General features: G+C 67.1%; 6 protein-coding genes and 2 pseudogenes. 2 read left to right on the top strand and 6 right to left on the bottom strand.

What is annotated here, in order from left to right:
* Window positions 1-177: 177 nt before the first annotated feature.
* Both AC069X_RS26195 and AC069X_RS26190 read right to left on the bottom strand, forming a co-directional pair.
* Complete coding sequence (locus AC069X_RS26195) at window positions 178-570, bottom strand: hypothetical protein (protein WP_478731991.1); 393 nt, start codon at window positions 568-570, stop codon at window positions 178-180.
* Window positions 571-905: 335 nt separating this feature from the next.
* Window positions 906-1,208, bottom strand: coding sequence for a hypothetical protein (locus AC069X_RS26190; RefSeq protein WP_478731989.1), 303 nt, complete (start codon window positions 1,206-1,208; stop codon window positions 906-908).
* 95 nt (window positions 1,209-1,303) lie between these two features.
* Between AC069X_RS26190 and AC069X_RS26185 the strand changes: the two genes are divergently transcribed.
* Window positions 1,304-1,921 (top strand): hypothetical protein, encoded by a 618-nt coding sequence (locus AC069X_RS26185; RefSeq protein WP_478732016.1) that lies wholly within the window; start codon window positions 1,304-1,306, stop codon window positions 1,919-1,921.
* 764 nt (window positions 1,922-2,685) lie between these two features.
* On the opposite strand, the pseudogene AC069X_RS26180 reads toward AC069X_RS26185, so the two are convergent.
* Window positions 2,686-2,925, bottom strand: a pseudogene (locus AC069X_RS26180) (DUF6368 family protein); the annotation flags it as partial.
* A gap of 373 nt (window positions 2,926-3,298) precedes the next feature.
* Between AC069X_RS26180 and AC069X_RS26175 the strand changes: the two are divergent.
* Complete coding sequence (locus AC069X_RS26175) at window positions 3,299-3,952, top strand: hypothetical protein (protein ID WP_478731987.1); 654 nt, start codon at window positions 3,299-3,301, stop codon at window positions 3,950-3,952.
* A gap of 53 nt (window positions 3,953-4,005) precedes the next feature.
* Here the strand turns inward: AC069X_RS26175 and AC069X_RS26170 are convergent.
* The 3 genes and pseudogenes from AC069X_RS26170 to AC069X_RS26160 form a co-directional block, all read right to left on the bottom strand.
* Window positions 4,006-4,776 (bottom strand): annotated as a pseudogene (locus AC069X_RS26170) (transposase).
* Window positions 4,777-5,252: 476 nt separating this feature from the next.
* On the bottom strand, window positions 5,253-5,573 hold the full coding sequence (locus tag AC069X_RS26165; protein ID WP_478731985.1) for a hypothetical protein: 321 nt from the start codon (window positions 5,571-5,573) through the stop codon (window positions 5,253-5,255).
* On the bottom strand, window positions 5,566-13,539 hold the full coding sequence (locus AC069X_RS26160) for a polymorphic toxin-type HINT domain-containing protein (protein WP_478731983.1): 7,974 nt from the start codon (window positions 13,537-13,539) through the stop codon (window positions 5,566-5,568). Before AC069X_RS26160 ends, AC069X_RS26165 begins: the two co-directional genes overlap by 8 nt.
* Window positions 13,540-13,730: the final 191 nt, after the last annotated feature.

Raw genomic sequence — 13,730 nt, 5'->3', positions numbered from 1 at the left:
TCCTTCGCTTCGCTTCGGACTGTTCGGATTCCGCTTCGCTGCATCCGAACTGGGTCCGCTTCGCGGACCCTGGAGCCCCGTGCTGCGCGTGGGAGGTGACCTCGTTTCACGAGGTCCGGGCCTTCGGCCCGTTGGGGTGTCTGCTTCGCGGGCCAGGCCAGCAGCGGTCGGGGCGGGTCACTCACCGGCGTCTTTGGAACTGTCCATGGGGGTCCACGGTTCGGGCGGGTAGGCATCCCGCGGCCGGAGATCCGTGGATGCCACGAGTTCGGCCATCCTGGAGAGCCGGTACCAGTACTCCGGGCTGTCACCATCACCGAGCTCGGCAAGGAGCTCGCCGAGCTGGGATCCACGCCAGTGCAGGACCCGGTAACGCCACTCGTCCAGAGTGCCGGCATTGCTCAGCCAGGTATACACACACCCCGCGATGTCCGCGTCAACCATGACAAGGTCGAAACCTGCCCGTTCCGCACCCGCCAGGCCAGGTGGGAAGGGGGCAGGCCTGTGTTCGTCCCACAGCGAGCTCACAGCGGCTATGAGATCGGATTCGTGATTCATCACCTCGATCATGACCGAACCCGCTGAAAAAGCACCCGTCATTTATCCGACCTCCTCTCCCCGAGACCTACGACTCCGCTTCCAGGCTGGCCTGCCAAGGGCGGCACAAGGCATCGCACGTTCCCAGACGGTTGGGTCTGGCTAAACACCATCGCGTGCAGAACTGCCGGCTGCGCCAGCCCTGGACTTCAGCAGACAGCAGAAGCCCCGGATAACCTGCCTGCTTCATTCTGATAGACGGCTAAAAACTGAATCCAGGCACCACATCCAGGCCCGAGTGCTGCTCGCGGCTCTGACGCTTCGAGCGATGTCGGCAAGGAACGCGCACCGGGTGGCATGACAGTTACTCAGAGTGCTACCCCGTAGTGGGCAGTTCCACCATAGGACATGCCCAGTGCCACGGTGAGCTGTTTGACGTCGAGCTCGTCAGCAAGAGTGAGCAGCCGTGTGGAGCGCAGGACTCGCGGGAGGAAGCCGAACGGGGCGAGGCTGTCACGGACGTGGGCCGCGCCGGCCGGGCCGGTGGTGACTCTGGTGAGCCGGGTGACCAGCACGTGCGGATTCTCCGTGTGCAGGCGGCTTCGGTGTGCGAGACAGCCTTTCAGAGCCCGCCACGTGGCGCTGTCGAGGGCAAGGTCGACGCTGCGCACGGGGAAACGGACCGTCCGGGAGGCAGTAACGAGGGAAGCGAGGGAGTACAGGCCACCACTCGTCGGCGCCAAGTACACCAGTTCACACTGGAGTCGTGACCATGCCGAGCACCCTCTTCCACTACACCAGCACCACGTCCTGGGAGGAGATCCACGCGTCCGGCTACATCGACACCACCTCCCAGGCAGCACGCCACCTGGACGGCCAATCCCGACATGTGTGGCTAACCGACGGTCCCGGGCACGACAGCGGGCTGCGGGACACCGACCGGACCGTCGTCCGGATATCCGTCGCCCCCGCCCCCTCCATCCTGTACTGGCCGCTGTGGCGCGAGCTATGCGACAACCGGAACGCGGTGGAGCAGGCCGGAGGCGACCCAGCAGCCTGGTACCTCTCCGATCAGCCCATCACAGCCGAGCACTGGGGCGCGGTGATCCGGATGGACACACGCGAAACACTCCTCAACCCGGACGCCGCCGAACACCCGGTCTCATCCTGGGCAACGATGCCCATACCCTCCCGGATCGACGCAGCGACCCGCCGCCTCGACCAGCTCAGGCCGTCCGACCCATTCCGCGCCTACCGAATCGACCAGCAGATCGCCACCCTGAAAGCCATCGCAGACCGGAACGAAACACAACAACGGCAACGAGCAGCATGGCGGACCGTCAAAGCCGAGCTCGTGTCCTTCCCTGAGTCCCCGCCGCGGTAGCAACCCCAACGAACCACAACCGGCCGCCTGAACGCCCGGCCCGCCGACCCGGCCCCCCTCGCACGCCTACACGCACGACAACAAAACTTCACTGGCAAACGACAACAACCTTTGGCTCTATCGAGCAGTAGTGACGTCGCTTGTCGATGGGTTTGGGAGGCGCCCTGTTCCACGGATGGGTGATGTCGATGAGTTCGGGAGGCACCGAGGTTCTTGCCAGGGCAGCATCGGGATGCTCTTGGTGAAAGGTGCTGGTCATGCCGCGGATGTCGAAGGTCGAGCTGTACGCGGCGATCCGGCGTGACCACCGTGGCGGCATGTCGATGCGGGAGCTTGAGCGCAAGCACGGTGTGACGTGGCGGACGGTGCGGAAGGCGTTGGACTCGTCCTGGCCGGAGCCGCGCAAGAAGCTGCCGCCGCGGGCGACCGGAGTGGACCGCTACAAGCCGGTGATCGACGAGATCCTGCGGGCGGACCTGGACGCGCCGCGCAAGCAGCGCCACACGGTCACCCGGATCTTCCACCGGCTGGTCGAGGAACACGGCGCCGACGTCTCCTACGGGATGGTCCGCTACTACGTCGCGGCCCGGAAGCCCGAGATCTTGGTCGAGTCGGGCAAGGCCCCGCTGGAGGCGTTCGTCCCTCAGACCCACCAGCCCGGTCACGAGGCGGAGGTCGACTTCGGCGACGTGACGATCCGTCGAGGCGTGGGTCGGGGTGAAGCCGATGAGGGGTTCCTGGTCGACTTCCTCGGCGTGCTCGGCCTCGAAGATGGCCTCACCACCGATGCCAGGGCCCATGAGGGAGACCATGACGGGCCGACGTCCGTCGATGCCGCCGGTGTCGGCGATGCCAAGGCTGTCGGCGTGAATGTTCAGGTCGTACTCGCCGACCCGCTTCTCTTCAAAGTGCGATGAGGAACGGACAAGTAGTTCCCGGAGCCGCCGGATGGATTCGGGTGGGACGGGCTCCGCCAACTCAATCACCAACACCGGTCCGCTCATGACGAGAGCCTAGCCAGCCTGGGGCCCATCCCCAACCGGTTACGCAGCGTGCTCCCTCCACACAAGCTGAGCCAGAGCCGCTGGAGATGCACGAAGCCATCCGCGCCACCTCCGCCAGCAGCCCCCGATCCCGGCCCGGCACCGCCAGGGCCAGACCGGCAAGCGGGGAGCGGGCGCCCGCCGGGGCGGTATGCCTGCTCGGCGGGGGCCGGTGGTCGGTGGCCCAGTTTTCCTGTTGCGTCCGTGGGCTGCGCCGATTGGGGGAGGCGAACGGGTGAACCGTTCTGTCGTGCGTATTCGATCAGTGACCCCGGGCGTTTGCCGTGCGGGGCAATCCGCCTCGGCCGTCCTCCGCCCGACAGGAGAAGCACCGATGAGACTGCACGACTTGCGAAGCCGTATGACGAGCCTCGCCACGGTGATGGCACTGGGTTCCGTGCTGCTGGCCGTCGGCGCGACGCCGGCCTACGCGGCACCCGTCTTCGAAATCACGAAGACCCACGACGGGAATTTCGCGCTGGGGGCCCAGAACGCTGGGCAGTACAGGATTACCGTCACAAACAACGGACCGGATGCCAACACCTCGGTGTTCCATGTCACCGACGTCCTCCCCACAGGGCTCACCGCGAGGGCCATCGGCGCCAACTTCCCCATCACCAGCTGTGATTTTCTGCCGGACCACGCCGGGATCCAGTGCGAGGGCGGACAGCTCCAGCCCGGTGAGAGCACAACGATCTTCCTGACGGTCGACGCGGCCGCCGACGCTCCGTGCACCGTTACGAACACAGCCACCGTGACCGGGGGCAACAGCGTCTCCGACTCGGCCAGTGACCCCACCAACCTCATCGGTGGGGACTGCACCGGCAACGGCGGGAACGGAGGGGACGGCAGCGACGGGGGCCCCATCCTGCCCGTCAGCCTCAACGGGGTGGTGACGCTGTTCAACAACATCACCACCAACAACAACATCAAGAGCCCGAACGCCATCAACAGGAGTGGTCAGGACCTTCAGGTAACCGCTCCCTGAGGGATGTCCCGCAAATGATCTCGGGCGTGTGGGCTGACCTGCCCGTTTCTTGGTCAGCCGGCGAGGGCGAGGTTGTGGAGGCGTGCGATGCCGAGCATGGCGTGGTGGACGCCGTCGCTCTTGAGGCGGCAGTCCCGCAGGATCTTCCAGCCCTTCATCCGCGCGAAGACGTGCTCGACGCGGGCGCGAACCTTGCGGTGGGAGGCGTTGTGCTCCTCCTTCCAGGCAGAGAGTTCGGCCTGGCCGCGCTCGCGGCGGTGCGGGATGATCAAGCCGGTACCGCGGTAGCCGCCGTCCGCGATCACCGTGGTGTTGCCGACGGCGGCCTTCACACCGGAGATCTTCCATGCCTTGCAGTCGTTGCGGTTGCCCGCCACCGGCCGGCCGACCGCGACGACCAGGCGAGTACCTGCGTCGATGACGACCTGGTGATTCGTCGAGTAGCGATAGTTCTTCGAGCGTTCGGCCCCAGCGTGGTCGCGGGTGGGGACCAGGGTGCCGTCCACGATCAGCACGGCGTCCTAGCGGAACCGTCTGCGGGGCTGGAGCGCGAGCGCCGGGCCGAGGTGGTCGACGATACGGTCGGCCTCAGACTTCGACACCCCGAACAACGGCCCGAGCTGCCGCAAAGTCAGGTTCGTGCGCGAGTACGCGGCAACCAACAGGACTCGGTCCTCCAGCGGCAGGCTCCACGGCCGGCCTTTGCGCACCGGGTCCGCACCCTCCCGCCGCAGCGCGGTGATCCGCTTGCCGAACTGCCGCGGGCTCAGCCCTGTGAACGGGGCTATCCAGGACGGCTCCGAAGCCGTGATCACGCGAGACACCACAAGATCATCTCAGCTGTGACCAGCAGTTACGGGACAGCTCTTACCTGGGCGGCTCGGTCGGCGCCGGCGCCCACTACCGGCGCCGATGGACCGGCAGTGACTGGCACATGCAGGCCCGGGTAACCTTCGTCGAATCCATCGCCTTCCCCGTGACCCCAGGCACGGAAGTGACGAGCGGTTGATCCGCGTTTGCTACCAGTGCAGCGCGACACTGCCGTCGGAGTTTATCTCCTCGTGGTGACGCTGCCAGGAAGGTCTCTCTGCTTCGGCAATCGCGCGGAGCCAGTCGGTGAAGGAAGCGTTGCTACGGACGGCAGACGTCGGCGTGCTGCCCTTCGGAGTATGACCAGACCATCAGACCTGCCCGAACAGCGACACGACATCACGAGTTCAACCTCAATAGGTGCCCTCGTAGGATTCGATGTCGGGAAGGGCTGCCCCACAGGGCAATGCGGGACAGCCCTTAGCCAGCATCACTCGGACGAGAGATGTTGCTGATACAGCTCCTTCGTTCGCGGGATCAACGGTCCCAGTCGCTGCACCAGCTCTTCGGAGCTCAGGTGGCCCTTGTCGCTCAGTTCATCCCAGCTCGCCACCAGCCTAGCCGGGGACAAACCGATATCAAACGCTCGCCTGAGCATCCGGATCATGACGAACGCGCTCGCTTCAGGATCCACACCCCTTCCCTCTAGATCGCTTTTCAGCCACCTGAGAACCGAAAGAGTGGAATCACCGGCGACCACCCGCCGGCGCAGATCTTGAACGATCTCCCGCGTTACTGAATCACTATCCACGCGTAAACCTCACAAAGACTTCAGTGTAGTAGCCTGGTTCGCCAACGAGAATCTCAATGTCGACGTTCGTGAAACCGCGACGAGCTGCCATCTTTCCGGTGAAAGTGGAGAATGCCGCCTCCTCTTGTGTTGCCCTAGCGCGAAGCGCCTTATTGAAGCTGGCCAGATTATCCGCCAAATCACCGGCGTTCCAGACTCCATTGATCTGCTGGATGTTCCTAATGCCTCCAACCGCTTGCACGGCATCCTCGAACATCGTCGACCCGCGAACCTCCTGATTTTTAGGGGCGCGAATGATGAACTCAGCGTCGCCCCACTTGTTCAAGGTAACCTCGTAGCCAACCTCCTGGGGAGACTTTCCTCCATAGCCACGCTCCGCCGACACTCCCTCACATTGGCCAGAGCCGCTGCTGTTGTGCACGAGTACGGAAGCATCGCCGTCTACAACATAATAGGTGTGCGCGTTACTGACGGTGAGGTTGCGAACTACTGATACCGCTGTGGCCCGCTGGAGAACTACTGCGATTTGCAAGCGCGTACCTCCGCTCGCGCGGAGCCACTCGCCTGGCTTCAGGTCCTTCGCATCGACCCATTTGTTGAGGTCAGCGATCCAGAACGGGTGACCTTCAGTGGCAACAATCTCGGCCGTTTCTGAACCTGCGTCGCCGTCGACGTCGATAACGACGGTCACCAGGTTCTTGAGGCCCTCACCCTTGATCTCAGCCGTGACCGTTTCGGATCGGGTATCGCCCGTCTTCTCGTCTGTCGCCAGGACCCGGTCACCGACCTTGACGTCTTCGATCGCCTTCGTGGAGCCATCCGCCATCAGCACCTTTGTGCCGGGCACGAAGCTGTTGGTGGGGCAGGCGTCGGGCACCTTGCCCGAGCCGCCTGAGCCGCTGCTGCCGCCGTTGCTGCGGGAAGAGCCGCCTGATGAGCCTCCGGTCTTGTTCATGTTGACGGACTTGCCGCCGCTGCCGCCTCCGCCCTTGCCGGCGCTTGCCGCCGAGGAGGCCTTCGGGTTGGACTTGGCCTGGGCCTGCTTGTGGTTCGAGCTGCCTGTCTTCTTTGAGGTGTTGACCGCCTTGTTGCTTGTTGTGTTGATCTTGTCTGCGGCCTTCTTCTTTGCCGCTTGTGCTGCCTTCTTGGCTGCCTCGATGGCCTTCTGCTTGGCCTCCAGGGCCGCCTTCTCGGCCGCGCGGGCCGCTGCCAGGACTAGCTCGGCTGCCTTCTTCGCCGTTCGCCAGGCCTGGATTGCCGAGATCGTGCGCTCGACGGCCTTCAGGACCGAGGGGATCTTGCCGAGCTTGGTCCACGGGATGGCGCCGATGATCATGCTTCCGCAGGACCACATGTCGCCGCCGAAGCAGGCCATGGCGTCGTTGATGCCGATGAAGTCCTTCAGGCCCGACCAGGCGGCCTCCAGGATTACCGAGGTCAGGGACTTGCCCTGGGCTGCCTCCGCCTGGGCGACCTGTGCGAGGGAGAGGCCCGCGCCGGCCAGGGCCGCCGCGCGTTCCGATGCCGTCAGGGACACCGACAGGCCCGAGGGGTCGGACAGGGTGACCGGGTTGTTGTGCGCGTAGCCGTAGCCGTTGAGGGCCAGCGGGTCGGTGATGTCGAGCACGGGGTCGGCGGAGAGGAAGCGGCCGACGACCGGGTCGTACATGCGGGCGCCCAGGATCTGGTACCCGGATGCGCTGTCCTTCGGGGAGCCGAGGAAGCCCTTGTCCGCCTGGATGTTGGGGCCGCCCGTGGTGACGCCGCCGCGCTCGTTGCCGAACGGGTCCTGCTTGCGCACCTGGACCTGCATGCCGCCGTTGAGGGTGACCTCCGCGTACGGGCTGCCCTGGTGGTCGCCCGCGAGGGCGGCCAGGGTCTCCGGGCCGTTGCCGTGGCTGTAGCGGGTGATCACACCACCGGGCACCGGGTAGGTGCGCTGGGTGTTGACCAGGGTGCCGCCCTTCTGGACGGTCACCTGGGTCTCGCCCAGGTAGAGCGTCGCCTGCTTGCCCTGGATGGTCAGGAGGCGGCCGTTCGGGCCGTAGATGTGACGGGTGTCGTTCTGCGGCTCCCACAGCTGCGCCGCGGAGCTGCCGGAGCAGGCGGTCAGGGCCAGGGGGGTGGAGTCGTCCGTGGCACCGCCCTTCGCGGCGACGCAGAGGCCCGAGGCGACGTGGGTGAACTGGCCTGCCGCGTTGCGCTTGAGCTGCTGGGCCGCCGAACCGTCGCACGGGCGGATCTGGAACTCGGAGCCCGCGCTGTTGCCGGTGGGCTGGACGCACCAGGTGTCGTAGATGGACAGGGTGCCGAGGTTGGCGTCCGGCTGGCTCGGTGACTGGGTGAAGGCCCAGCGCTGGGCGCCTGTGCCGTTGCAGGTGTAGAGCTGGACGGGCTGGTTGGCCGTCGCGTTGCTGTGCCTCAGGTCGACGCACTTCTGTGCCGGTCCGACGTATGAGGTCTTGCCCGCGCCGCCCGAGCCGGTGACGCGCTCGATCTGGCCGTCGTAGGTCCAGGTCAGCTGCTGCTTGTCACCGTTCTGGGTGGAGGTGACGGACTTCGTCTCACCCGTCAGCTCGTACAGGCGCTCCGCCTCGGCCGTGACCTGCGCCCCGGCCGGGGTCGTGTACGACTTGGTGACCTTGGACAGGGTGTGCGGCTGACTCTTGTCCGTGCTCTTGCCGTACGTGTACGTGGTGGTGGTGTCCTTGGCGGTGTCGCCCGCCAGGTTCCGCTCCACCAGCTTCTTGCGGTTGCCGAGCAGGTCGTACTCGTACTCCTGCCAGTAACCGGACTTGTCCTTGCCCGCGACCGCGTTGACCTTGCCGTCGGCGCCCTTGGGGCCGGCGGTGCAGGACTCCTGGTCACCCGAGGTCCAGGCCGTCTTCAGCTGTCCCAGCGGGTCGTAGTTGAAGCACTGGCGCTCCTCGATCCCGGTGGAGCGCTCGCGGATCGAGGAGACGTTGCCCGCGTCGTCGTAGGAGTAGGAACGGTGCGAGACCAGGTTGCCCTGGACGACCGCGCCGTCTCCGGTCTGCTCGCGGTAGACCTGCTGGTCGGTGAGGGCGCCGCTGGCCTCGTCGTACGAGGTCTGCGACCACACCCGGTAGGGCTGGGCGCCCAGTGTGGAGCGGAGCACCTGGCCGTGCGGGGAGTAGACCGTCTCCGCGCCGTACCAGTCCTTGCCGGATATGGAGAGGGGCAGGCCCTCGTCGTTGTAGCGGACGACCATCCGCTCGGAGGCCATCTTGCCGACGGCCGGGATGGTTGCCTCGTCCAGCAGACCGGTGTCCGTGTACGTGTACCCGTGGGTGTACGTGGACTGCAGGCCCCAGGTGTCGGCGAGGGACTGCGGCAGGGTGAGGGTGGTGGAGGTGGGCTTGTAGTCGTCCGTGTAGCCGTTGACCTTCTGCGTGTACGGAAGGCCGTCGGTGTAGCGGGTGGCCGTGGCCGGGAGGCCCTTGGCGCCGGCGACGCTGTCGTAGGTGTAGTCCGCCAGCACGGTGCCGGAGGAGCCGCCCAGGCGGAGCTGCTTGGGGCGGGACAGGTCGTCGTAGTCGGTCCAGGTGGTGACGCCGCGCGCGTTGGTGACGGTCACCGGGCGGTCGTAGCGGTCGTACGTGGTCCGGCTGGTGCCGGTGTCCGGGTCGGTGGCCGTGTCCTGCCGGCCGCGCTGGTCGAAGGTCCACGTCCACGGGTGGGCCGGGTCCTCCGAGTGGCTGGCCTTCACCATGTGGCCGCGCGTGTCGTACTCGTACCGCATGGACGTGTACGAGGTCCGGCCGGCGTCCGTGAAGGTGTCGACCCGGGTCGAGCGGCCGAGCGCGTCGGTGAAAACGCGGTACGAGGACGAACCCGGCGGGTTGATGACGGTGGAGTGGTCGGCCCCGTACTCGTAGCGGGTGGCGCGGCCGGGCGTCTCGACGCCCTTCAGGACCGGCATCTCCTGCACCACGCGGCCGAGGCCGTCGTAGGTGTACCGGGTGACGTTCGGGAGCGTGGTGTCGGCGAGCGGGGTGAAGAGCTCCCCGCTCGGCTTGCCGGCCGTGTAGTAGGCGTTGTTGGTCTGCCAGACCTCACCCGAGCTGTTGTACAGGGTGTCGGTGATCAGTCTGCCGCCGTTGGTGCCGGGCTCCTGGCTCTGGCGCTCCCGGCCGAGGCCGTCGTAGAGCGTGACGGAGGTCTCGAGCCGGTTCTCGTGGCCGCGTGCGTAGGTGACCACGTACGGGGGCTTGCCCGCCGGGGTGACGTACTCGGCGCGGAAGTCCGGCACGGCCTTGGGTGCGGGGGCGCGGCCCGGCTTCCATGCCTCGACGAGGCGGCCCATGGGGTCGAAGGTGGACAGGCTCACCCGGCCGTTGGCGTCGGTGGTCCGGACGTTCTGGCCTCGGCCCGGTTCGACCTCCTCGACCTGGGTGTGGCCGAGGGTGTTGGTCTCGGTGACCTTGAAGGCCTGGCCGGTGGCGGGCTCGTAGGTGATCGTGCCGGACCGCTTGTCGGGGTCGGTCTTGCGTACGACGCGACCCACGGTGTCGAACTCGGTGGTGCCGGCGGTGTCGAAGCCGGTGCCGTCGCCCTTCAGCGACCAGGTCTCGGTCGCCAGACCGCGCCCACCTGCCGCCATTGCCCCGTAGGCCTGGCTGTCGTAGGCCGTCCTCGTACCCGCGCTGAGCGACTTCAGGTTGTTGAAGTCCGCCGCCGCGCAGGTCGTCGGGCTGGCCAGCGACTGCTTGGACAGGCCGATGATGTTCTTCTCGGGCAGGTGGAGGTACTCGAACCGGGTGCAGCTCTCGTCGCCCGTCTTGCCCGTGTCGCCGAGCAGTTCCACCTGTACCGGCAGGCCGTAGGTCGGCTCGTGGCTGGTGAGGGTCTCGACCGAGCGTTCGGTGCGCTTGTCGTCGCCGCTGCCGGAGGACTTGGTGTACGAGATCTGCCGCGGTTCCACGACCCGCCAGGCCCTCAGGTCGCTCAGGCCGTCTCCGCGGACCCGCTTGGCGAGCTCCGTGGCTTCCAGGACGTTGACCGTCCGGGTGAGCCACTGGCCGTCGGCGTTGTCGGGGCTGGTGTAGGTGAGTTCCTCCGCGACGCGTCCCGCGAAGGGTTCGCGGTCCTTGCCGATCTCGGCGCCGGTCACGTCCTTGACGGGGACGGTGTCGCCCAGGCCGCGGTAGTAGCGGGTGACGGCCTTGGTGCGCTTGCTGCCGATGCCGGGGTTCTCGACGCCGGTCAGGACCGTGGTCTGCTCGAAGCCCGCGAACTGCGAGTAGGTACGGGTCGCCTGCTTGGAGAACTCCTGCTCGGCCAGCTTCCAGGCCGGGTTCTTGTACTCGTACGCGGTCTCGTTGGCGTAGGCCCCGTCGACGTTGGGGAGTTCCTCGATCTTGGCGACCACGTACTTGTGGAACCAGTCGATGTCCTCCTTCTCCGGGTCCGGGTGCCAGTAGGACGGGTAGCACAGGCGCGCGTTCGTCTTCAGCGCCTCTTTGTCGTCCTTGCCGGGCAGGCCTGTGCCGGTCGCGCATTCGCCTTCCGGCTTGCGGTAGGTGACGACGGTCTCGCCGCCGTACTCGCTGATGACGCGGCCGATGCGCAGGCGTGCGAAGCCGGGGCGCGGGTCGTTCGCACCGCGCTGCACCCGGTTGGGCATCTCGTCGGCGTTGTGCTCGAACCGGACCGGGTTGAGGGTGACCTTGGCGTCGCTCGCGCCGTTACGGCCGAAGCCGGTGCGGGTGATGGACTCCAGCCACAGGGCCGTGTTCGGGCCGGTCTTCAGGACCGGGAAGTTCTGCTGGAGCTTGTACTCGTCGACTGCCTGACGGGCGGTGTTGCCCGGGATGCGCTGCGTCGAGGTCGTGACCTTGTCGAGGCGCTTGCGGCTGAAGAAGGCGGGACCGGAGTTCCAGCACTTCTTGGACGCCTCGCAGCGCAGGTCGGCCGGGGTGTCGTACCAGATGCGGTACTTGCCGGGGTCCTTGTCCGCGAAGTTGGCGTCGGAGCAGGTGAGGGTGCCCTCGTTGAAGCAGCGCTCGGCGACGGTGAAGTCGACGCGGGACGGTGCAGGGGCGCTGAAGATGCTGTCCTTGCGCTGGCCGTAGTCGATCCGGGTGAGGTAGCCGCCGCGGTGGTAGGCGACGGGCGCCTTGAAGTCGAAGTTCTTGGCGTAGTAGTTGGTTTCTCGGTCCCACCACAGGGACATGGCGTTGCCGTTGAGGTCCTCGACGTAGTCGAGGCCCCAGCGCCAGGCCTGGGTGCAGCCGGAGTTCTTCCAGTCGCCGGCCTTGTAGCAGGGCTCGCCGGGGTGGTTGCCGTAGACGGGGACCGTGAGCACCGAGTTGGTGGTGGGGTCGTCGTCCTTGGGGTCGGCGGTGCCCTTGTCGGACCAGCCGGGGAGCCGGTTGAGGCCGAAGTGGTAGCGGACGCCGTCCTTGGTGGTGACGACCCAGTACTCGCCGTCCTGGTCGCCGTTGTTGAGGTTGGTGTTCTTCAGTACCTCGACCTTGGAGCCGTCGCCGTTGGCGGTGGTCCAGGTCTGCTTGGCCTTGTCCCACACCAGCTCGGTGGTGGAGCCGCCCAGCGAGAGGGTGGCGTTGTCCGAGCCGTAGCACATGTCGCCGGTGCGGTGGGTGGCGTTGTTGGAGCCGGGCTTCTTGGAGTCCTCGCGGCAGTTGGCGTAGGTGCGTGTGATGGCGCCGGCGTTGTACTCCCAGCCATCGCCGATCCAGGAGGCCTGGTTGTTGGTGGCGGAGGTACGGCCGTCGGCGTTCTGCGAGGAGTAGCCGAAGGCGATCTTCGGGGTCAGCCCACCGGGCGCTTCGGGTACCTGGACCTTGTAGGAGTAGGTGAAGGCGCCGTTGGAGGAGCCGCCCGCCCAGGATCCAGAGGAGAGCAGAGGGGTGGCATTGAAGTCACCCGTCGCGGAGGAACCGGTGTCCAGCGCGCCGACGACCCGGCCGCCGCCCGCGGGGTCGGCCACGAGCGCGGCCGTCCGCCCCTCGGCCACAGAGTCGGTGGTATTCGGGGGCTCATCACCCTTGGCGCCCTCGGCGGCCTTTTCGGCCTTCTCCCGCTCAGCATCTGCGCCGGGGCCACCGGGCGCCGTCTGCTGCGGGGTGTCGCCGGGCTTCGGAGCATCCCCCTGCTTGGGGGCGTCCTGACCGGGGCCTTGCTGCTTGGGGGTGCCGGGCTTGGGGTCCTTCTTCTCCGGGGACGGAGTGATCCGCTTGCCGGGGTTGCTGTCGCCGAGGAGGGAGGACACCGAGACCGAGCCGGAGAGCACTCGGCGGGTCGGGGCGTTCTTCGCGGCGAGGGTGCGGGTCGGGGCGTCCTTGGCCTCGACCTTCTTCACCTCGCCGGCGAGCCGCTCGAACTTCGGGGCCCTGTCGCCGGACATGGTCTGCGTCCCGCCGTCGGCAGGGGCGCAGTCGCCGCTGTCGGGTGCGGTGAGCACGCACTCCGGGAGCAGCGCGAGGCCGAAGCGGTCCGCGGCCTGGGGGCCGTAGAGGTCGGAGAAGGCCGTGGTGTCGACCGTCATGGCGACGTCCGCCGCGGGGTCCGCGGTGGCGGGCGGGGTGACGCGCATGATGAGGCCGGAGACACCGGCCGTCTGCGACTGCTCGGGGGCCGCGAGGTCGACGCGCCACTGTCCGGCCAGGGCCGCCGGGTCGGCGCCCGCCGGTATGCCGAGGGCCACGGGGAGGTCGCCGACCGGGGCGGTCGCGCCGGGCTGGACGGTGGAGAGGTCCACGGTCCCGGTGCTCTGCTGCCAGGGCGTCACGGCCGTGGGTACGTATGGGGTGACGGGGACCTTGTCGGCGGTGGTGAGGTTCTTCTCGGCGTTCTTGTTCGCCTTGACCGGGTCCTGCTCGGGCAGGTCCGGGAGCTTCAGTTCACGGTTGAGGCTGTCGCCGGGTACGGCGTACGCCTGGGCGGTGAGCGTGGTCACCGTCAGCGCCGTGGATAACAGCATCACGACGCCGGTTCGGCGCAGGCGCCGGCGTCGTCGTATCGGTTCTGTCCCGGCCAGGCGTCCACGGCCCAGCCATGACAGGGAACTTGAGGCACGCATGCGCGGCGGCTCCCACCAAGGCTTCGAAGGTTGCAGGTACGGAAAGCAGTCCTGCGGCACGCCGCAGGGCACGGGCCACTTGCTCCCGCGCC

This window comes from Streptomyces sp. NPDC043896 (assembly GCF_056435605.1).
This window is presented reverse-complemented; position numbering and strand designations above follow the sequence as displayed.